The 21,083-nt window shown below is 40.0% G+C and carries 17 protein-coding genes; 12 read left to right on the forward strand and 5 right to left on the reverse strand.

All coding sequences use genetic code 11. The annotated features are described in order from the left end of the window. Positions 1–277: 277 nt before the first annotated feature. Positions 278–1,042, reverse strand: coding sequence for a histidinol-phosphatase (locus tag H8700_RS02680; RefSeq protein WP_022140723.1), 765 nt, complete (start codon positions 1,040–1,042; stop codon positions 278–280). A gap of 408 nt (positions 1,043–1,450) precedes the next feature. Here H8700_RS02680 and H8700_RS02685 point away from each other — a divergent pair, with 408 nt between their 5' ends. Further along, positions 1,451–2,863 (forward strand): uracil-xanthine permease family protein, encoded by a 1,413-nt coding sequence (locus H8700_RS02685; RefSeq protein WP_249302879.1) that lies wholly within the window; start codon positions 1,451–1,453, stop codon positions 2,861–2,863. A gap of 121 nt (positions 2,864–2,984) precedes the next feature. On the opposite strand, the gene H8700_RS02690 is transcribed toward H8700_RS02685, so the two are convergent. The 4 genes from H8700_RS02690 to H8700_RS02705 form a co-directional block, all read right to left on the reverse strand. Then, positions 2,985–4,055, reverse strand: a complete 1,071-nt coding sequence (locus H8700_RS02690) for an FUSC family protein (RefSeq protein ID WP_249302881.1) — start codon at positions 4,053–4,055, stop codon at positions 2,985–2,987. A 99-nt stretch (positions 4,056–4,154) separates the two neighbouring features. Next, complete coding sequence (locus H8700_RS02695) at positions 4,155–4,604, reverse strand: MarR family winged helix-turn-helix transcriptional regulator (RefSeq protein WP_249302889.1); 450 nt, start codon at positions 4,602–4,604, stop codon at positions 4,155–4,157. A 1,180-nt stretch (positions 4,605–5,784) separates the two neighbouring features. Next, the gene (locus tag H8700_RS02700) at positions 5,785–6,636 is read right to left on the reverse strand and encodes a hypothetical protein (protein ID WP_249302891.1); all 852 of its coding nucleotides are present in this window, start codon (positions 6,634–6,636) and stop codon (positions 5,785–5,787) included. A gap of 281 nt (positions 6,637–6,917) precedes the next feature. Next, positions 6,918–7,796: a YitT family protein gene (locus tag H8700_RS02705; RefSeq protein WP_249302892.1), complete on the reverse strand. Its 879-nt coding sequence runs from the start codon at positions 7,794–7,796 to the stop codon at positions 6,918–6,920. Positions 7,797–8,228: 432 nt separating this feature from the next. On the opposite strand from H8700_RS02705, the gene H8700_RS02710 reads away from it, so the two are divergent. From H8700_RS02710 to ptsP, 11 genes are all read left to right on the forward strand, one after another. Next, a complete protein-coding gene (locus H8700_RS02710) occupies positions 8,229–9,392 on the forward strand; it encodes an ABC transporter substrate-binding protein (protein ID WP_249302893.1) in 1,164 nt (387 codons plus the stop codon). 437 nt (positions 9,393–9,829) lie between these two features. After that, entirely contained in the window at positions 9,830–10,714 is an 885-nt protein-coding gene (locus tag H8700_RS02715; RefSeq protein ID WP_022141805.1) for a branched-chain amino acid ABC transporter permease, read from the forward strand. A gap of 9 nt (positions 10,715–10,723) precedes the next feature. After that, positions 10,724–11,785 carry a branched-chain amino acid ABC transporter permease gene (locus tag H8700_RS02720; protein WP_249302895.1) on the forward strand — a complete coding sequence of 354 codons (1,062 nt, stop codon included), beginning with the start codon at positions 10,724–10,726 and terminating at the stop codon, positions 11,783–11,785. After that, on the forward strand, positions 11,785–12,546 hold the full coding sequence (locus tag H8700_RS02725; RefSeq protein ID WP_022141803.1) for an ABC transporter ATP-binding protein: 762 nt from the start codon (positions 11,785–11,787) through the stop codon (positions 12,544–12,546). The genes H8700_RS02720 and H8700_RS02725 overlap by 1 nt, the downstream gene beginning before the upstream one ends. Positions 12,547–12,558: 12 nt before the next feature. Continuing rightward, a complete protein-coding gene (locus H8700_RS02730) occupies positions 12,559–13,269 on the forward strand; it encodes an ABC transporter ATP-binding protein (protein WP_249302897.1) in 711 nt (236 codons plus the stop codon). Positions 13,270–13,447: 178 nt separating this feature from the next. Then, complete coding sequence (locus H8700_RS02735) at positions 13,448–14,071, forward strand: cytidylate kinase-like family protein (RefSeq protein ID WP_249302899.1); 624 nt, start codon at positions 13,448–13,450, stop codon at positions 14,069–14,071. Positions 14,072–14,184: 113 nt separating this feature from the next. Further along, a complete protein-coding gene (locus H8700_RS02740) occupies positions 14,185–15,180 on the forward strand; it encodes an aldo/keto reductase (RefSeq protein ID WP_249302901.1) in 996 nt (331 codons plus the stop codon). A 299-nt stretch (positions 15,181–15,479) separates the two neighbouring features. After that, a complete protein-coding gene (locus H8700_RS02745; RefSeq protein ID WP_249302903.1) occupies positions 15,480–17,648 on the forward strand; it encodes a PTS sugar transporter subunit IIABC in 2,169 nt (722 codons plus the stop codon). Between the two features lie 55 nt (positions 17,649–17,703). Beyond that, positions 17,704–18,549 (forward strand): PRD domain-containing protein, encoded by an 846-nt coding sequence (locus H8700_RS02750; RefSeq protein ID WP_249302905.1) that lies wholly within the window; start codon positions 17,704–17,706, stop codon positions 18,547–18,549. 261 nt (positions 18,550–18,810) lie between these two features. Continuing rightward, on the forward strand, positions 18,811–19,068 hold the full coding sequence (locus H8700_RS02755) for an HPr family phosphocarrier protein (protein ID WP_249302907.1): 258 nt from the start codon (positions 18,811–18,813) through the stop codon (positions 19,066–19,068). A 328-nt stretch (positions 19,069–19,396) separates the two neighbouring features. Then, on the forward strand, positions 19,397–21,019 hold the full coding sequence (ptsP, locus tag H8700_RS02760; RefSeq protein ID WP_249302909.1) for a phosphoenolpyruvate--protein phosphotransferase: 1,623 nt from the start codon (positions 19,397–19,399) through the stop codon (positions 21,017–21,019). Positions 21,020–21,083: the final 64 nt, after the last annotated feature.

The following is a 21,083-nucleotide window of genomic DNA, read 5'->3' on the forward strand; positions in this document are numbered from 1 at the left end:
ATAAAAAAGCTGTAAGTAAAGAGACAGAAAGTCGGAAAAGAAAGCGTTACTGTCAGATCTGTAAGAAAAGTCGAAAGTCAAGATTATCATCAGATGATCAAGAGATAGAAAGACTAAAAAATAAGAACAGCTAATTGGCAAAGATTTCATATAAGAAAAATGCCAATTAGCTGTTTTTACTTTTTTATGGAATAGGAAAATGCTCGTATAGTAGTGGTGCATCACCAAGAATTGCTTTAGCAATTCTTGGTGTGCAAAGCGCTGGCTTTGCACTTTTTTATATCATTTCATCTACTAATTTCAGATGATATTTTTGGGCGAGTTCGACACAAAGCTCATAGACATGGTGATTTTGCAAATGTCTCGGTGTGTGTGCATCGACACCGATGATCGCAGAGTTGCCGACCTGTCCGGCAAGAGCGAGAAACTCTGTGCGAGGATAGTGTCGTCCCTGATACTTTCCAAGCATATTGATCTCGATGGGGATATTATGCTCTTTTAGGTAGTGACAAAGGCGCAGCATATGTTTTGCATAAATCTCTAAAGAACCCTGATAATTGATCAGATCGGGATGTGCCAGATAAAGGTAGCGTCCGGAATCCAATCCTTCGATCACGGTATCTACGTATTTTTTAAGAACGGATTCATCCTGTGTTTCTGTTCCGGTATAAGGAAAGAGCTCATGTTCTAAGAAATGCTGTCCGAGTATCATATAATCGATTGGATAATCCTTTAAAAAGGCATCCTGTTTTTCTACCAGAGCAGGCAGATATTCTGCTTCGAACCCGATCAGGATACGGATGTCTTTTTTATATTCTTCACGCAGCATTTCCAAAGAACGGCAGTAATCATCCACCTCATCAGGCAGCATTCGTATTTTTGAAACAAAATCATCGTCATAGATCCAAGGACAATGATCCGAAAAACCCAGTGTTTTAATTCCTGCTTTGATCGCAGCCTCTACATATTCTTTATCTTCTCCGTCGGCATGTTTGCAACGGAAAGTATGTGTATGATAATTCGCTTTCATATCTGGTATCATTGTTTTTCCCTTTCGTCGGTTCTGTTTTTATTCGTATTGATTATACTACGCACTTTGCGATTTGAAAATAGAGTTTTTGATGTCAAGCTTTCTTACATTGCGAATCCATGATATAATGAAACATGCAAAAGAAAAGGGAGCGACTGCGAAGCAGGCATTTCCTTTTCATGCATGTTTCAACGAACAAAGGTTTCTGCGAAGCAGAAAGAAAAGCTCTGCAAGAGCGACTTTGTGAGTCTGACCGGTGCAAAAGAAAAGGGAGCGACTGCGAAGCAGGCATTTCCTTTTCATGCATGTTTCAACGAACAAAGGTTTCTGCGAAGCAGAAAGAAAAGCTCTGCAAGAGCGACTTTGTGAGTCTGACCGGTGCAAAAGAAAAAACAAGTAAAGGATGAGAGAGGAAAAAATATGAGTCAGGAAAAGAAAAAAACTTCAGAAGCAAAAGTAGAGAATATCTACCGGTTAGATGGAAGGGTTCCGCTTTCAAAAGCCATTCCGTTTGGATTACAACATGTGCTTGCGATGTTTGTAGCAAATTTAGCACCTGTTTTGATCGTATGCAGTGCCGCATTGGTAAGAGGAACAGGAAAGAACCTGTCGGGTGCAGAAATCACAAGCCTGTTACAATGTGCGATGTTTGTAGCGGGAATCGGAACGTGTTTGCAATTATATCCTATCTGGAAGATTGGTTCGGGACTTCCGATCGTGATGGGAGTAAGCTTTACTTTTTTAGGTAGTCTTTTATTGATCTGTACGAATCCAAAGCTTGGTTATGAAGGTATGATCGGTGCTGTCATTCTGGGAGGTATTTTTGAAGGCCTTGTAGGACTGAGTGCTAAATATTGGAGAAAATTTCTGACTCCGGTTGTGTCAGCCTGTGTTGTCATTGCAATCGGTCTTTCCCTTTTGTCAGTTGGTATGAATTCATGGGGCGGCGGAAGTGGAGCAAAAGACTTTGGCAGCCTGCATAATCTATTGGTAGGTGCATTTACATTGATCGTATGTCTGGTAGCGCATTACCGCTTAAAAGGTGTGTATAAGAATTTGAATATATTGGTTGGCCTGGTTGCCGGTTATGCATTATCTGCAATCCTTACTTTGACCGGAACTGCCAAAATGATTGATTTTTCCGGGATTTCTAAAACAGTAGAAGAAGTTGGATTTTTTAGCATTCCTAAGCTTGTTTTCCTGACAGAACATAAACCGGTATTTCAAATAGGAGCATTCTTTACAATTGCGATCGTCTTTTTGGTTTCGGCTGCTGAAACAACAGGAGCAACGACAGCGGTTGTAAAAGGCGGTCTGCATCGGGAACTGTCGATTCGTGAATTGCAGGGCTCATTAGCCGTTGATGGCTTTTCCAGTGCACTTTCAGGATGTTTTGGCTGTCTGCCACTGACTTCTTTTAGCCAGAATGTCGGATTGGTTACGATGACAGGTGTTGTCAACCGTTTTACCCTTTTGATGGGAGCATTGATCCTGATCCTTGCTTCGCTGTTTCCGCCGCTTGGAGCATTCTTTCATTCACTTCCACAGGCTGTTTTGGGAGGATGTACGGTTATGATGTTTGGTTCGATCCTGTTTGAAGGAATCAAAATGTTAAAAGAGTGCGAGTTTGATAATCGGACAATGATCATTGTGTCACTTTCCTTTTCGATCGGTGTTGGTCTGACACAGACAGATGGCAACTTCTTCGCAGCATTTCCACAGGCAGTCGGAGATATTTTTAATGGAAACGCAGTAGCAGGTGTTTTTGTGGTATCTTTGCTGCTTAGTTTGTTTTTGCCAAAAAGTAAGAAGAAGCATTCACAAAAATCATAAAAAGAACAATAAATCATAAAAAGAGATTGCAACCTTTTTACGGAACATAGACGGAAGAATTGTTTTGATCCGGTCTGTGTAGAAAAGGTGCAATCTCTTTTTGGATTCATATATAGAGCAATCAGGAAACTTCCATTGTATTTTGCCTGTTCATTGTACTCAGCAGATCAAAAAGTCCGTCAAACAATTTATCACATACGATCGTGTAAGCAGAACCAAAGACATTTAATACGATACGCAGCAGTACAGCAGTTCGCATTCCGAACAGACCGGATGCGATCGAGAGCGCACCAAATGTATTAAAGACGGTCTGCCAGGAATATCCGGCAGAATAACCGACACCGATACCTCCGATCACACCAATGTATGGATAGAGGGAGGTCGGAAGGACATGATATAAAATGATAAAGAAAAGGCATCCTACAATGTTAAATGCCCCTCTTTTTTGCGCTCTTTGTCTGCTGTCCGCTGAAAACGGAAGACAGACGGACATACAGGCAATTCCTGCCCACATTGCTCTTGGCAGTCCGAGTAGTGAGACAATAAAAATAGCACCGGATACGATAAAAGTCAGCTTGATATACCAGCGGTTTCTTGCTGAAAATAATGTGAATTCATGGAAAAGATCAAAAAAAGTACGGTGGTAAGGACGATTTTTTTGGTTCTTGTAAAAAACAGCCATGCAAAGACACATGCCAAATAACAGACTGATCACGCGCATCTGATATGCTTTGCCCGTTACGTCATATCCTAACAGCAAAAGGTAGCCGAGTACAAATGTTGAATGGTTATACATAATTACATTATGACAGCCAAGCAGCATTAATAAGAAAATGCAGGAAAGATTGATCAATAAGGCCGGCAATGGAGATACCACATTGCTGAAGCGCGGACCAATGATCAGGATCATAAAAATCCCGGCAATGCATAGCAATCCATGTGTGGTACGGATGCCAAAGTCTGCCTGGCGGAGCACGAGAAGTGCCAAAAGAACAACGACACCGGCAACACTGTTTTGTGAACCAAAGACAGCACTAAAGGCGGTTACCGTAAAAAAGCAAAAAGCCATCACAAGATAGACTTTAAAGTTGTAGATTAAAATGTGCCGGCGACGTTCTTTCGGATCGGTTGTTGTTTTGATAAGATTTTTTGATCCGGTAGAGCTTAATTGTAATTCCTGATAAAATGTCATAATATTTCTCCGTTTCTTATATGTGTATTCTCGGTATCGTTTCAAATCAAATCTTTCCAGATGGGTTTTCATATACAGCTTCTATCTCGAAATTTTTTCTCAGAAGGTACTAAGAGTAGATTCATGTAAAATTTCATTTGCCTGTTCAATCGTGGAAAAAAGAGTTTCAAGATCTTCTTTTCCCATTTCTTTTTGTAAACGATAAATCGGTTCCATGTAATATTGGTATGCGTTATCAATTTCTTTTTTTCCTTTTTGTGTGACAACGATCGAATAGCTTCGCTTGTCTGTCGTACTTTTCTTTTTTAAGATCATACCTTTCTGTGTCAGTCCGTCGATCAGACGGCTGATCATTGTTTTGCTGATCCCCATCGTTGAAGTCAGCATTCCGGGTGTGACAGCTTCTTTTGATAAAGCGACATGGTACATCAGGTCTATTTCCTGTGCCGAAAGAGCCTCGCCTTTTGGTGTCTTTCGAATGGCAAGATTGCAAAAAAGACGTAATGTTCCATGCATTTGTACAATTTGTTTCCAGTTGTTATCTTTCATTTTGTTCCTGCTTTCCTGTTATATATACTCCCAGCTATCTTATTAAAACGAATTCTTTCGGCTGCATTTCCGATATAGTAACTCTAAAATCCAAGCGTTGCACGCTTGCCGCACTTTCGTGCTTGAAGATTTTATCGTTCATGAATTCTGCACAAGAAAACAAGCTCTCTTGCGTTGCGAATTCATGATATAGTAACTCTAAAATCCAAGCGTTGCACGCTTGCCGCACTTTCGTGCTTGAAGATTTTATCGTTCATGAATTCTGCACAAGAAAACAAGTTCTCTTGCGTTGCGAATTCATGATATAGTAACTCTAAAATCCAAGCGTTGCACGCTTGCCGCACTTTCGTGCTTGAAGATTTTATCGTTCATGAATTCTGCACAAGAAAGCAAGCTCTCTTGTGTTGCGAATTCATGATATAGTAACTCTAAAATCCAAGCGTTGCACGCTTGCCGCACTTTCGTGCTTGAAGATTTTATCGTTCATGAATTCTGCACAAGAAAACAAGTTCTCTTGCGTTGCGAATTCATGATATAGTAACTCTAAAATCCAAGCGTTGCACGCTTGCCGCACTTTCGTGCTTGAAGATTTTATCGTTCATGAATTCTGCACAAGAAAGCAAGCTCTCTTGTGTTGCGAATTCATGATATAGTAACTCTAAAATCCAAGCGTTGCACGCTTGCCGCACTTTCGTGCTTGAAGATTTTATCGTTCATGAATTCTGCACAAGAAAACAAGTTCTCTTGCGTTGCGAATTCATGATATAGTAACTCTAAAATCCAAGCGTTGCACGCTTGCCGCACTTTGTGCTTGAAGATTTTATCGTTCATGAATTCTGCACAAGAAAGCAAGCTCTCTTGTGTTGCGAATTCATGATATACTGCTTCTGTTTTTCGTCATATATATCGGTATTTAGTTTACAATGTGAACTAAATACAAAGAGCACTATAATCTTTTTTGAAAGAAAAGTCAAGAGCAGAAGTATTCCTTATATTAAGGGAGCAGAAGCAATTCTTATACATAGGGGCAGGATGTGGAAAACACGACAAAACCCCTCAACAGAGGGGCTTTGTCACTTTCTATAAAGAAAATTAAGATGTTCTTGTGGGATTTTTTATAATTCACAAAAGAGTATGGGATCATTTCTTTTTGTATGATCACTAAAAGCGATCATAGCATTCAGATCGTACCTGTGATTACTAATGTGCTGACACCCGGATTTACGAGCCATGCACCGGTGACAGGATCCTGTGTATAGCTTGCAGCAGGAACTGTAATTTCACCTGCAAGAGTAGCAAAAAGTCCGGTTGTTTCATCATAAGTGTAGTTAGTTGTTTCTTTCCATGCGGTATCATTAAATGTGACAGAAATGTTAGAAAGGACAGGATCAAACGTATCTGTGATCACGGCGTTTGATCCTGCAAGGGCGGGTGCACTTCCAGAATTCTGAATCAGGAAAGTGTAAGTGAGCTGACCGTTTTCAGCCACAGGAACCGGGCTGACAGATTTTGTGATATTTAACAAAGGTGAGCTGTCAGCAAGGACCGATTCGTTGACCGTGATCGGTGTAATACCGCCACCGCTGATAACAGCAGTATTGTTGATCGAAGATTCCGGAGCTAAAGGTGCAAACTGATTGGTAGTTACTTCATATACGATCGTAACATTTCCGTTGGCAGGAATGGAAATTCCGGTGATCGTAAGAGGTGGTCCGGCTGTAACGGTTGGTGCCGGCTGAAGAGTGCCATTGATATAATAGTGGATCGTATCAGCAACATAGGTTAATGGTGTCAGGGTAGTTGTATTAAATTCATACGTTCCAAGATCATCTTTGATCGTCAGATCCGTAAATGCTGTATTACCGGCATTTACGAGAGTGATCAGATAAGTGATCGTATCATTCTGGCCATACGTTGGCTGCATGGCAGTTTTTTTCGCAGAAAGAACTTCTAAAATCTCACCAACGGCGATATTGGAATTAGTAACTGCATTGCCATAGCGAAGCTGTGCCTGATTGGTAAATCGTGCCATTTGTGTTCTCTTTGTCAAATAGGTATATAATTACTATATGTCTTAAAAGAACATGGGTAACCCGAAAAGAATTTTTATTCAGACAGATGCAAAGAAAATAACAGAAATCCTGCTTCGACAAGATGGAAAAAAGGCAAAAAATTGCTTTGACAAGTTTGAAAAAAGTAAAACAACTGCTTTAACAGGATGGAAAAAGGCAAAACAACTGCTTTGACAAGTTTGATAATGACGACAGAAAAGATCGAAAAACAAAATCGGAAATTAAAATGTGAAAATACATTTTAATCATGAGGAATATCATGAAATCTGCCGGATAATTCCTCGGTTTTGACAATATTGATAAAGGCATGTGGATCGATGGAGCGGATCAATGGTATCAATTCTCTTTTGGCTTCGGAGTTGATCACGGAGTAGATTAATGTTTTTTCTTTCTCTTCATAGCATCCGATTCCCTGAAAAAGCGTAGCATCATGGTTTGTCAGCTCACGGATCGCTTTATAAATTTCATCCGAATGATCCGAAATGATAAAGAGCGTTTCTTTTTTATAATGTTTATATAATGCCTGGATCACCTGTGTGCTACAAAACTGGTAAATGATCGAATACAGTGCGATCGACCAGCCAAATAATGCTCCGGCAACTGTCAGGACAAGAATATTTCCAAGGAAAATATAGTTCCATGCATCAATGCCTTTTTCCTGAGACAGCCAGATGCTGATAAAATCAGTACCACCGGTTGTTGTACCTACGTTCAGACACAGGCTGACTGCAAATCCGTTGATGATTCCGCCAAATACGCTGACTAAGAGTGCATCCTGTGTGAAAATATAGGCAGGCAGCAGATCGACAAAGATACTTGATAAAAAGATGACAATGATTGAATACAAAGTAAAACGTTTCCCGATAAAACGAAAAGCAATATAGGCAGGAAACAGATTCAGAACTATATTAAAAAAAGTATATGGAATGCTGATATGAAAAAAGTGGATCCCGATCTGTTGCAATAAAAGGGATACACCGGAAAAACCACCGGGCAGCAGATTGGCAGTTTTTGCAAAACAGCGCAGATTCCATGCATATAGGATGGATGCAAAAAGGATTACAAATATACGAAACACCTGATAGAATGCAGGGTGTTTGTTTTCAACAGTCTGGAACATAAAATCCCTCCTCTTTTATCATTTTGATATATCATAGCATATTTATCTTTTTGATATATCATAGCATAGGATGGCAAGCTCGACCAACATAAAATATAAAAAATAATTGTCAAATAAAGAAAGAAGAAAACTATGAAAGATCAGAGTATACAAATGCAGGAATAATATGGAAATGTGTTCAAATATCTTCTTTCAAATTGCAAAAATATCTTTTTTAAAATTGCACAAAAATTTTCTGAAAAATGCGGGATTTCGGGTAATTTACTTAAAATTTACATTTGCTATTGACAAATAATCTGTTTGAAACTACCATACAGGGTACAGCAGTTTTTAGATTACTTTTATAGGAGAGAATAATTTGGGTGGGGACTATTTCCTGTATTTGTATTTAGGATTGCTGACATTGCAAACTCAATAAAAGGAGGAATTCTCATGAGATTATGGAAAAAAGCATTAAGTGTGCTGCTTGTATCTGCAACAGCAATTTCAATGTGTGCCTGCGGCGGTGTAAAGAAAGGTTCAGGATCATCTGATACATTTAAGATTGGTGGTATCGGACCAACAACCGGTGATGCAGCAATTTACGGAAAGGCCGTTAAGAATGGTATTCAGCTTGCTGTTGATGAGATCAACAAAGACGGCGGTATCAATGGTAAGAAGATCGAATATAAATTTGAAGATGACCAGAACGATACAGAGAAATCTGTTAATGCTTACAACAGCTTAAAAGATTGGGGTATGCAGATGTTAGTCGGTACGGTTACATCAAACCCTTGTACAGCAGTCGTAGAGGAATCTCATAATGATAATATGTTTCAGTTGACACCTTCTGCTACAGCAGTAGAATCTATTCAGTATGACAACGCATTTCGTATGTGTTTCTCTGATCCTAATCAGGGTAGTGCTTCAGCAGATTATATTGCCGATCATAAGATTGCTACAAAAGTAGCTGTAATTTACAATAGTTCGGATCCTTATTCATCAGGTATCTATCAGAAATTCGCAGAAGAAGCAAAAGCTAAGAAGCTTGACGTTGTAGCTGCGGAAGCATTTACAGCAGACAGCAAGACAGACTTTTCGGTACAGATCCAGAAAGCACAGAATGCAGGTGCTGAGATGGTATTCCTTCCAATCTACTATCAGGAAGCTTCTTTAATCCTTGCACAGGCTAAAAAAGCCGGATTTACACCAAAATATTTTGGCTGTGATGGTATGGATGGTATCCTTGCATTAAAGGGATTTGACAAAGAACTTGCAGAAGGACTTATGTTCTTAACACCATTTACTGCAGATGCACAGGATGATAAGACACAGACATTTGTAAAAGCTTATAAAGCAGCATTTAAAGATACTCCGATCCAGTTTGCCGCAGATGCTTACGATTGTGTATATAGCATTAAGGCAGCCGCTGAAAAGGCAAAGATCACACCGGATCAGAGCGTATCTGATATCAGTGATGCATTAAAGAAATCTATGACAGAAATTAAGATGGATTGTCTGACAGGTACAAACATTACATGGAAGTCAGACGGAGAACCTTCTAAGGAGCCAACCGTCGTAACCGTTCAGAATGGTGCGTATAGTATCGCTCAGTAATGAATTTCTGTTCAACGCGATAAGAAGATGAAGAAAAGTCTGTACGAACGCTGACAGTTCGTACGGACTTTTTTTATGGAATAGGAAAATGCTCGTACAGTAGTGGTGCATCAACAAGAATTGCATTAGCAATTCTTGCAAAGTTTAATGTACCACTAAACTTTTGACAAAGCGCCGGCTTTGCACTTTTTTATGGAATAGGAAAATGCTCGTACAGTAGCGGTACATCAACAAGAATTGCATTAGCAATTCTTGCAGTGCAAAGCGCTGGCTTTGCACTTTTTATGGAATAGGAAAATGCTCGTACAGTAGCGGTATACCAACAAGTAAGGAACAAGTATCGTACTTACTCTTTTAGTTGTTTTTCTCTTCAAAAAATGCTAAAATAGTAAAGATTTAGTTGTATACAAAAATACAAAAAATAGAGGAGGAAGATTATGAGCTTTATATCATATCTGATTAATGGATTAGGTCTGGGAAGCGTATATGCTATTATTGCTCTGGGATATACCATGGTTTATGGTATTGCAAAGATGTTAAATTTTGCACATGGTGATGTTATCATGATTGGTGCATATGTTGCATTGCTTAGCATGACACATGCCGGTATGCCGGTGCTTCCGGCCGTTCTGATCTCAGTTGTGGCATGTACTGTTTTAGGATTGCTGATCGAAAGAGTGGCTTACAAACCGCTTCGAAATGCATCCTCATCATTAGCTGTTTTGATCACAGCAATTGGTGTCAGTTACCTGCTTCAGAACATAGCACTTTTGATGTTTGGTGCAAATGCACAGACATTTCCATCTGTAGTCAAATGGAAAGGACTTTCTTTGGCCGGTGGCAAATTAACGATCTCAGGTGAGACATTAGTCACGATCATTGTCTGCATCATTATCATGATTGCATTGATACTTTTTGTGCAAAAGACAAAACCGGGTCAGGCAATGCGTGCGGTATCTGAAGATCGTGGTGCAGCACTTTTAATGGGTATCAACGTCAATGGTACAATCGCACTTACTTTCGCGATCGGTTCGGGACTTGCAGCAATCGCAGGCGTCCTTCTTTGTTCGGCATATCCAAGTCTGACGCCGTATACAGGAGCTATGCCGGGTATCAAGGCATTCGTTGCAGCGGTATTTGGTGGAATCGGTTCGATACCGGGTGCTTTTATCGGTGGTATTTTACTTGGTATCATTGAAATCTTTGGTAAAGCATATATTTCATCACAGATGGCAGATGCGATCGTGTTTGCTGTGCTGATCGTTGTGCTGTTAGTCAAACCAACCGGTTTGTTAGGCAAAAAAATACAAGAGAAAGTGTAGGTGGCTGTTATGTTAAAAAAATTATCCAAACAGAAAATAAGCGATATCATCACCTATGGCATTGTATTAGTTGCTTTTATCGTGATGCAGATCTTAATTAATGCAGGACAGATTTCTTCTTTGTTTGAAGGATTGATGGTTCCGCTTTGTACTTATATCATTTTGGCGATCTCTTTAAACCTTGTGGTTGGTGTACTGGGAGAATTAAGTCTTGGTCACGCCGGCTTTATGTGTGTCGGTGCTTTTACGAGTGCATTCTTTTCAAAATGTATGCAGGATACGATCACAAATTCAATCGTGCGTTTTCTGATCGCACTTCTGATCGGTATTGTTGTAGCTGCTATTTTCGGACTACTGATCGGTATTCCGGTATTACGTCTGAATGGTGATTATTTAGCTATCGTTACACTGGCTTTTGGTGAGATCATCAAAAACATTGTTAATGTACTTTTCATCGGAAAAGATTCCAAAGGTTTTCATTTTTCAACCAAAGATGTGATGGCATTGAATATGGAACCGGATGGCAAGGTTATCGTCAATGGACCACAGGGAATTACCGGAGCACCGAAAGATGCTACATTCTTTATAGGATTTATTCTTGTTCTGATCACATTGTTTATCATTCTGAATCTGATCCATTCCAGAGACGGTCGTGCGATCATGGCGATCCGTGATAACAGAATTGCGGCAGAATCCATTGGTATCAATATTACAAAATATAAATTAATGACATTTACGATCTCTGCTGCAATGGCAGGAGCGGCCGGTGTGTTATATGGTCATAATCTTTCCAATCTGACTGCAAACACCAATAACTTTGGTTATAACATGTCGATCAACATCCTGGTATTCGTTGTACTTGGTGGCATCGGAAATATTCGCGGTTCGATCATTTCAGCCGTTGTATTGACGCTTCTTCCAGAACTTCTCCGTGGACTGTCAGATTATCGTATGTTGATCTATGCGATCGTTCTGATCGTAATGATGCTCTTTAACTGGGCACCAAAAGCAATTGAATGGCGTGAAAAGTATCTTTCATTCAAAAAGAATAAAAAGGAGGCTGTAAAATAATGGAAAATGTATTGGATGTTAAAAATCTCGGAATTTCCTTTGGTGGTCTCCGCGCAGTAAATGACTTTTCGGTTTCGATCAAAAAGGAGCAGCTTTATGGTCTGATCGGGCCAAATGGTGCCGGTAAAACAACGATCTTCAACCTTTTAACAGGTGTTTATAAGCCGGATAGCGGTAAGATCATCTTAGATGGAACGGATGTAACCGGAAAATCCACGATCGATATCAATAAGGCAGGAATTGCAAGAACCTTTCAGAATATCCGACTGTTTTCACAGCTTTCGGTGCTTGATAATGTAAAAGTCGGATTGCACAATAACCATAGCTATTCTACGGTGGAAAGCATTTTCCGCCTGCCACGTTTCCATAAAGTAGAAAAGGAAATGAATGAGATCGCAATGGAACTGTTAGAAGTTTTTGGATTAAAAGAAGATGCAAATGTACAGGCACAGAATCTTCCTTACGGACAGCAGAGAAAGTTAGAGATTGCAAGAGCACTTGCTACAAAGCCAAAGCTTCTTTTGCTCGATGAGCCTGCAGCCGGTATGAATCCGAATGAGACAGAAGAATTGATGGAAATGATCCGTTTTGTCAGAGACCATTTCCATATGACGATCCTTTTGATCGAACATGATATGAAGTTAGTTAGTGGAATCTGCGAACAGTTGACTGTATTAAACTTTGGTGAAGTGTTAGCACAGGGAGATACTTCAACCGTATTAAATGATCCACAGGTTATCAAGGCATATCTTGGAGAATAGGAGGAAATCGTTATGGCAATGCTTGAGGTAAAAGATTTAGAAGTATATTATGGAATGATCCAGGCGATCAAAGGAATTTCTTTTGAAGTCAATCAGGGAGAAGTCATTGCGTTGATCGGTGCAAACGGTGCCGGAAAGACAACAACGCTTCATACGATTACAGGACTTCTTTCTCCGAAGAAAGGAAGTGTTCTTTTTGAAGGACAGGACATTACAAAAGTGCCTGCACATAAGATCGTATCCATGGGAATGGCTCATGTGCCGGAAGGACGTAGAGTATTCTCACAGCTTAGCGTATATGAGAACTTAAAACTGGGTGCCTATACAAGAAAAGACAGGAGTAATATTGACAAGGAATTGCAAAGCATTTATGAGCGTTTTCCACGTCTGGCAGAAAGAAAGAACCAGTTAGCCGGTACATTAAGTGGCGGTGAACAGCAGATGCTGGCGATGGGACGTGCTTTGATGTCAAAGCCGTCAATCGTTTTAATGGACGAACCATCCATGGGATTGTCACCGATCCTTGTCAATGAGATTTTTGATATTATCGAGTCGATCAGCAAGAGTGGAACGACTGTTCTTTTGGTAGAACAGAATGCGAAAAAAGCTCTTTCGATCGCTGACAGGGCCTATGTATTAGAGACAGGTAAAGTCGTTTTGGAGGGAAATGCAAAAGATCTTCTTGAAAACGATTCTATTAAGAAAGCATATCTTGGAGAGTAAGAAATAGTAGAATGATTCTATTACATTATTAAAAGTTAAATTTGGACTTTATAGATACTGTTTTCATTATCCGGATCGAAAAGATCAGAATTGGATTTTATAGCTGTTTCTTTCATTAGAAAATAGCAGTATAATGGAGAGTATAAAAGATCATTTCATAGGAAATGGGGGGATACACATGGAAAATGTAGTAATCACAATATCACGTCAATATGGAAGTGGCGGAAAGACGATCGCGGCAATGCTTGCACAAAAGCTTGGTGTAAATTGCTATAGTCGTGAGATTCTGAAAATGGCATCTGAGGATAGTGGCATCAATGAGCAGCTTTTTGGTATGTCTGATGAAAAGATTCGTCATGCCAGATGGCTTCGGACACTGAATCGTCCTTATGAGGGAGAACTTTTGCCACCCGAAGATAAGGAATTTGTATCGGACGATAACCTTTTTAATTATCAGGCAAAAGTGATCAAAGAGTTAGCACAGAAAGAATCCTGCGTGATCGTAGGAAGATGTGCAAGCTATATTTTAAAAGATTATCCGAATGTACTTAGTGTGTTTGTGCATGCAGATGAAGAATTCTGCCTGAAATGTGCAATGGAACGTAACAGTATGAGTGAAAAAGAAATGTTACGTTATATCGAACGCACCGATAAGTATCGTTCTGATTATTATTTCTATCATACCGGGAAAAAATGGGCAGATGCGAGAAATTATGATCTTTGTCTGAATAGCGGAAAACTTGGCTTTGAGAAATGTGTAGAAGAGATCGAAGCATATGCAAAAATTCGTTTTGACAGATAAAAAGAGGGCAGTCTGAGGGTAAGTTTCAGACTGCCTTTGTTTTTCTAAGAAACAGGGGTACGAAAGAGGTTCAAATGAGGAGCAAATAAAATGGTGAGGTAAAGGAGGAGACTATGTATCAGGCAAAAGAAGAAAGATATGACCAAATGATTTATACGAGATGTGGAAAAAGTGGATTAAAGCTTCCGAAAGTTTCTTTGGGCTTTTGGCAGAATTTTGGTGCGCAAGGGCAGTTTTCAAACATGGAACAGATTGTTCATACTGCTTTTGATCTTGGTATCACGCACTTTGATCTTGCAAACAATTACGGGCATCCATACAATGGAAGTGCCGAAGAAAATTTTGGAAAGATCCTTGCAAACGGGATGAAACAATACCGTGATGAAATGTGCATTTCGACAAAAGCAGGATATGAAATGTGGGCAGGACCATATGGTGACAGAAATGGTTCCCGTAAATATCTGATTGCATCTTTAGACCAAAGCTTGCAAAGAATGGGATTGGAGTATGTTGATATCTTTTATCATCATGTCTATGATCCCGATACACCGCTTGAAGAAACAGCAATGGCACTGGATCAGATTGTGCGTCAGGGAAAAGCCCTGTATGTTGGTATTTCTAATTATAATAAAGAACAGACTGCCGAAATGCAAAAGTTTTTAGCGGAACAAAAGACACCATTTATCATTAACCAGCCGTCCTATTCGATTCTGAATCGCTGGATCGAGGAAGATGGTCTGGATCAGTATGCCAAAGAAAATGGATTGGGGCTTGCTGTATTTTCACCGCTTTCTCAGGGCTTTCTGACAGACCGCTATCTGCATGGTATTCCGAAAGATTCCAGAATCGGAAAGGGAAATACCTGGCTTGGCGATCAGTTGGATGAAAAGATGCTTGCAAAAATCAATGCATTAAATGATATAGCTGCAAAGCGTGGTCAAAAGCTGTCGCAGATGGCACTCGCATGGTGTCTGCATAATGAAGCGGTCACTACTGTTTTAGTTGGTGCGAGCAGTCCAAAGCAGCTTGCAGATAATGTCGAATGCATCCGAAACTTAGACTTTACAAAGGAAGAATGCGATGCGATAGATGCGATCGTACAGGAATAAAAAATGTCTTGACAAATTCTGCACAAAATGATATATAAATAATATATAGTATGTTACTTGATTCGAAACGAATACGAGGCATTAACTATGCAATAAAAATTACAGTATTTTTATGCGTGTTAGTGCCTCGTTTTTTTGTATATTTTTTTAGAGAAAAGAGGAAGATATAAGAGATAGTAAAATCGCACAATACTCTCTTTTTGACACACTGCTTCAAAAGGAAAGAGCAGACAGCTACAAAAAATAGCAACAAACGGCACGATCCACATAAAAATACCAAAAAGAAAGGATGGTTCATTATGAAGGACAAGATTTTTGAAGTATTGCAAAGAGTCGGTAGAAGCTTCATGCTGCCAATTGCCATTTTGCCGGTGGCAGGACTGCTTTTGGGACTCGGTAGTTCGTTTACGAATGAAACAACAATTGCCACGTATCATTTAGGAGGTATTCTCGGAGAGGGAACGATCCTGCACGCACTTTTGGTTATCATGAATAAGGTAGGCAGTGCTATTTTTGATAACCTTCCATTGCTATTTGCCGTTGGTGTTGCGATCGGTATGGCAAAGAAAGAAAAAGAAGTTTCGGCATTATCAGCCGTGATTGCATATTTCGTTATGAATATCTCAATCAGCGGTATGTTAGAGATTAACGGTAAAATTACAGCAGATGGCAAGATCGCATCCGATGTATTGACCGGAACAATTGCTTCTGTCTGCGGTATCAATACCCTGCAAATGGGTGTCTTTGGCGGTATTATCGTTGGACTTGGTGTTGCTGCTTTGCACAACCGGTTCCATAAGATTCAGTTGCCGAATGCCCTTTCCTTCTTTGCAGGATCACGTTTTGTACCGATCATCTCAACAGTCGTTTATATGTTTGTCGGTATTTTGCTGTACTTTGTATGGCCGGTTGTACAGAATGGAATCTATGCACTTGGCGGTCTTGTAACAGGAAGCGGTTATGGCGGAACATTACTCTTTGGTATTATTAAGAGAGCATTGATCCCATTCGGATTGCATCATGTATTCTATATGCCATTCTGGCAGACAGCTGTCGGCGGTACGATGGAAGTTGCCGGAAATGTCGTACAGGGTGGTCAGAACATCTTTTTTGCACAGCTTGCAGATGCATCCCATGTTACACATTTTAGTGCAGATGCAACGAGATATTTCTCAGGTGAGTTTATCTTTATGATCTTTGGTCTTCCGGGTGCAGCTTTGGCAATGTATCGTACAGCAAAACCGGAAAAGAAAAAACAGGTTGGAGGTCTTTTATTCTCAGCAGCACTTACTTCTATGCTGACAGGTATTACAGAACCGATTGAGTTTTCTTTCCTGTTTGTAGCACCAATCTTATTTGCGGTTCAGGTAGCACTTGCCGGTGCAGCATATATGATCGCACACATGTTAAATATCGCAGTTGGTCTGACATTCTCAGGCGGCTTGCTTGACCTGTTCCTGTTTGGTATCTTACAGGGCAATGAAAAGACAAGCTGGCTTTTGATCATTCCGGTAGGTATTATTTATTTCTTCTTATATTATTTTATCTTCTCATTCCTGATCAAGAAGATGAACTTAAAGACACCTGGACGTGAAGACGATGATCAGGAAGTAAAATTATATACAAAAGCCGATGTTAATGCAAAGAGAGAAAATACATCAAAGAATGGAGAAGCTGTACAGGACGAATTGAGTGAATTGATCACAAGAGGTCTTGGCGGCAAGAAAAATATTGATGGCGTTGACTGTTGTGCGACAAGACTTCGCTGTACAGTAATTAAACCGGATCTGGTAGATGATGCATTGTTACGTTCAACAGGTGCATCAGGTGTAATTCATAAAGGAAGCGGTATTCAGATCGTTTATGGTCCGCATGTCACAGTGATCAAATCAAATCTTGAGGATTATCTTGAAACTGCACCCGATGTAGAATATACTAAAGATAACATTGACAGCATGGAAGAGACAAAAGAAGTACAGGAAGAGCATAGAGAAGAAAAAGTTACAAAGACGATCACGGTATCCAGCCCGATCACAGGAATAGCAGCCGATCTGGCAACCGCACCGGATGAAGCATTTGCCGGAAGAATGATGGGAGATGGAGCCGTTGTTACACCACAGGATGCATTGATCACGGCACCGGAAGACGGAGAAGTTGTCTTTGTCTTTGATACAAAGCATGCAATCGGTTTCCTGACAGACAGCGGACTTAGTATGCTGCTTCATATCGGTATTGATACTGTAAAGCTAGAAGGAAAAGGCTTTGAAGTCCTTGTGGAAAACGGACAGAAAGTAAAGAAAGGCGATCCGATGATGAGACTGGATCTGTCTTATCTGAGTGAAAATGCACCATCGCTTGCGTCACCTGTACTTTGTACGGAACTGGAAGATAACCAGAAGATCCGTCTGTTAAAAGAGGGAGAGATCAAAGCCGGAGAACCTCTCTTTGCAGTCGACTTCTATGAATAAGATCAGATGACCAAAAAGCATCTGATCAGGATCAGAAAGAGTGTGGAGAAAAGGTATGTACAGAGTAGTAAAAGCATTAAACCATAATGCTGTATTAGCAGCAGATGTTACAGATCAAAAAGAATATCTTTTGATGGGAAAAGGAATCGGATTTGGAAAGAAAGTCAGTGAGCAGTTTGAAGCAGATGAAAGCTGTAGGGTTTATTCACTGACAGACCGGAAAGAACGAAACGATGCACAGAATCTTGCAAAGTCGATCAATCCGGAGTTCCTGGAGATTGCGAATATGGTTCTGGATGAAGCAGAAAAGGTATTTGGTCATATCGACCGTAATATTTTATTCCCGCTAGCAGATCATATTTCTTATGCGGTAGAGCGGATCCAGAGAAATGAAACGATCAGTAATCCGTTGACAGAAGATATCCGGGTCCTTTTCCATATGGAATATAAAGTAGCAAGCTGTGTCATACCTCTTCTCGAATCACACTTTGGAATCTCAATCAGTGAGGATGAAGTGGGATACATCACGTTACATGTACATTCAGCGATCGATGATGAAAAAGTATCGGATGCAATGCAAACAGCGCGTGCTGTCAGAGAATGTATCCGTATTGTAGAAGAATCCATGGGCAAAAAGATCGATGTTATGACATTGTCATATAACCGGTTGATGAATCATGTACGTTATATGATCGTGCGGGCATTAGAAGGAGAAAAGTTAAAACTCAGCCTGAACGATTATATGCAGGTGAAATACCCGGAAGAGTTTGCCTTGGCGGCAAAAATCTGTGATGAGATCGGGCAGATGATCAAATCCCCGTTAAAAGATGTAGAGATAGGCTATCTGGCAATGCATATCTGCCGTGTGACAAGTGGCGAGCTTGACGGCGAGAGCGAGTAAAGCGATAGAGCAGCAAAGTCATAAAAGGAGAAAGCAGCTACAGAATGCATAGCAAAAAAAGAGTAGTCAAGAATGCAAAAAAATAAAAATGCAATAAAAAACAAAGTGTAGCAAAAGACAAAGTACAGCAAAAGACAAAAATACAACGAACAATAAAAAAGTAACAAAAGACAAAGTGCAGCAAAAGAAAAAATGCAACGAAAAATAAAAAAGAAAACCCAAAACAAAAATAAGATCAATGAAAAATGGAGGATGATGATTATGAAGACATTTGACTATGTAATTACAGACGAAGTAGGACTTCACGCAAGACCTGCAGGAATGCTCGTAGTGGAAGCGAAAAAATATGCGTCTGACATTATGATCAACAAAGCAGGTAAAAAAGCTGATGCAAAAAAAATAATGATGTTAATGACACTTGGTGTTAAGTGCAACGAAGAAGTAACAGTAGAAATATCAGGTGAAGATGAAGAGAAGGCAGCAGTTGAGATGGAAAAATTTTTCAAAGAGAATTTATAAAAGACAAGTTAAAAATATAACGTGCCATGATCATGTTGAAAGCAGAAATGATTTATTGCCGGGTATTTTACAAAAAGCTATTAGATAAAGCATAGCATATGGATGATAAAGCACAGCATGAGATATTAACATAGCATTGAAAGGTTATTATGTACGCTCAGCATCTTTCTTAAACAAATCCTTTCCGCTGGATTTTGATATACTGCTTCTATTTTTCGTCGTACAACCATGTACGCATTGCAAAAATGTCATTGTATATCAAAAAGCCATCTCGAAATTTTTTGCATAGAAGATACTGAGAGTACATAATGCAGAAAAGGAGGCTGCGATGAAAGTATACGAAGGAAAGTCAATCTTTAAGGGAATTGCGATCGGTAAGATTTTTTTCTATCAAAAAGGGACACAACAGGTAAAACGGGTTAAGATCAATGATGTGGAAGCAGAAAAGAAACGTTATGAAGCTGCGAATGCAAAAGCGATCGAGCAGTTAGAAGCTTTGCATGCAAAAGCAGTCAAGGAAGTCGGAGAAGCCAATGCTGCTGTATTTGAAGTGCATATGATGATGTTAGAAGACGATGATTATGTTTCCTCTATCCGCAACATGATCGAAACACAGCAGGTCAATGCAGAGTTTGCAATCGCATCTACCGGTGATAACTTTTCTGAAATGTTTTCACAAATGGATGATGAATATTTCAAGGCAAGAGCAGCAGATGTTAAAGATATTTCAGATCGTTTGATCGCTGTATTAAGCCAGAGAGAATCCGTTGGTGATATGGGAGAAGAGCCGGTGATCGTAGTAGCCGATGATCTTGCTCCGAGTGAGACCGTACAGATGGACAAAGAAAAGCTTTTAGCATTTGTGACACGCTATGGATCAGCAAATTCCCATACGGCAATTCTTGCAAGAACCATGAATATTCCGGCATTGATCGGCGTAGAGATCGAAGAAGAATGGAATGGTCATATGGCGATCGTCGATGGAAAAAATGCAAAATTATATATTGATCCTGATGAAGAAACATTAGAAAAGCTTCGCACAGAGCAGCAAAAAGATATCGAAGCCAGAGAACTTCTTTCGTTACTCAAAGGCAAAGAAGATGTTACAGCAGATGGCAAACATATTAAGCTGTATGCAAATATTGCCGGAGTTGCCGATGTAGCCAATGTTTTGGCAAATGATGCAGCAGGAATCGGTTTGTTCCGTAGTGAGTTTTTATATCTTGAGGCACAGGATTATCCGGATGAAGAAACACAGTTCTTAGCATATAAGCGTGTTGCTGAAAACATGGCAGGCAGAAAGGTTGTTGTCCGTACTCTTGATATCGGTGCAGACAAGCAGGTTGATTATTTCAATCTGGATAAAGAAGAAAATCCGGCAATGGGATATCGTGCGATCCGTATCTGCCTTGACCGTCCTAAGATCTTTAAGACACAGCTTCGTGCCTTGATCCGAGCAAGTGCATATGGTGAGATCGCCATTATGTACCCGATGATCATTTCAGTGGAAGAAGTGCGCAAGATCAAAGAAATCGTAGAAGAAGTCAAAACAGAACTTACGAAACAGGGAATTGCATATGGCAGCTTTGAACAGGGCATCATGATCGAGACTCCTGCAGCTGTAGTGATGAGTGATGAATTGGCAAAAGAAGTAGATTTCTTTAGCATTGGCACAAATGATCTGACACAGTACACGCTTGCAATGGATCGTCAGAATATGAAACTTGACAGTATGTATGATCCGCATCATCCGGCTATTCTTCGTATGATCCAAAAAACAATTGAAAACGGACATAAGGAAGGCTGCTGGGTTGGTATTTGCGGAGAACTTGGTGCAGATACGACATTAACAGAAACTTTCTTGAAGATGGGAGTAGATGAGTTGTCGGTATCGCCATCTTTTGTCCTTCCGATTCGTAAGATCATTCGTGAAACTTCCGTACAGGAATAGTATGACAGCGTTGACAGATCGGGACAATAGCAGTATAATAAAGCCTATTAAAACAGTAGGAAAA

The sequence above is a fragment of the Jutongia hominis genome (genome assembly GCF_014384965.1).
Lineage (GTDB): Bacteria > Bacillota > Clostridia > Lachnospirales > Lachnospiraceae > Butyribacter > Butyribacter hominis.

What these genes read in the sequence shown, in the direction of transcription:
- ptsP (WP_249302909.1), top strand. Translation starts at nt 19,397, where the DNA reads ATGAAAGTATACGAAGGAAAGTCAATCTTTAAGGGAATTGCGATCGGT.
- H8700_RS02725 (WP_022141803.1), top strand. Translation starts at nt 11,785, where the DNA reads ATGGAAAATGTATTGGATGTTAAAAATCTCGGAATTTCCTTTGGTGGT.
- H8700_RS02715 (WP_022141805.1), top strand. Translation starts at nt 9,830, where the DNA reads ATGAGCTTTATATCATATCTGATTAATGGATTAGGTCTGGGAAGCGTA.
- H8700_RS02705 (WP_249302892.1), bottom strand. Translation starts at nt 7,796, where the DNA reads ATGTTCCAGACTGTTGAAAACAAACACCCTGCATTCTATCAGGTGTTT.
- H8700_RS02735 (WP_249302899.1), top strand. Translation starts at nt 13,448, where the DNA reads ATGGAAAATGTAGTAATCACAATATCACGTCAATATGGAAGTGGCGGA.
- H8700_RS02750 (WP_249302905.1), top strand. Translation starts at nt 17,704, where the DNA reads ATGTACAGAGTAGTAAAAGCATTAAACCATAATGCTGTATTAGCAGCA.
- H8700_RS02710 (WP_249302893.1), top strand. Translation starts at nt 8,229, where the DNA reads ATGAGATTATGGAAAAAAGCATTAAGTGTGCTGCTTGTATCTGCAACA.
- H8700_RS02755 (WP_249302907.1), top strand. Translation starts at nt 18,811, where the DNA reads ATGAAGACATTTGACTATGTAATTACAGACGAAGTAGGACTTCACGCA.
- H8700_RS02690 (WP_249302881.1), bottom strand. Translation starts at nt 4,055, where the DNA reads ATGACATTTTATCAGGAATTACAATTAAGCTCTACCGGATCAAAAAAT.
- H8700_RS02745 (WP_249302903.1), top strand. Translation starts at nt 15,480, where the DNA reads ATGAAGGACAAGATTTTTGAAGTATTGCAAAGAGTCGGTAGAAGCTTC.
- H8700_RS02740 (WP_249302901.1), top strand. Translation starts at nt 14,185, where the DNA reads ATGTATCAGGCAAAAGAAGAAAGATATGACCAAATGATTTATACGAGA.
- H8700_RS02685 (WP_249302879.1), top strand. Translation starts at nt 1,451, where the DNA reads ATGAGTCAGGAAAAGAAAAAAACTTCAGAAGCAAAAGTAGAGAATATC.
- H8700_RS02695 (WP_249302889.1), bottom strand. Translation starts at nt 4,604, where the DNA reads ATGAAAGATAACAACTGGAAACAAATTGTACAAATGCATGGAACATTA.
- H8700_RS02700 (WP_249302891.1), bottom strand. Translation starts at nt 6,636, where the DNA reads ATGGCACGATTTACCAATCAGGCACAGCTTCGCTATGGCAATGCAGTT.
- H8700_RS02730 (WP_249302897.1), top strand. Translation starts at nt 12,559, where the DNA reads ATGGCAATGCTTGAGGTAAAAGATTTAGAAGTATATTATGGAATGATC.
- H8700_RS02720 (WP_249302895.1), top strand. Translation starts at nt 10,724, where the DNA reads ATGTTAAAAAAATTATCCAAACAGAAAATAAGCGATATCATCACCTAT.
- H8700_RS02680 (WP_022140723.1), bottom strand. Translation starts at nt 1,042, where the DNA reads ATGATACCAGATATGAAAGCGAATTATCATACACATACTTTCCGTTGC.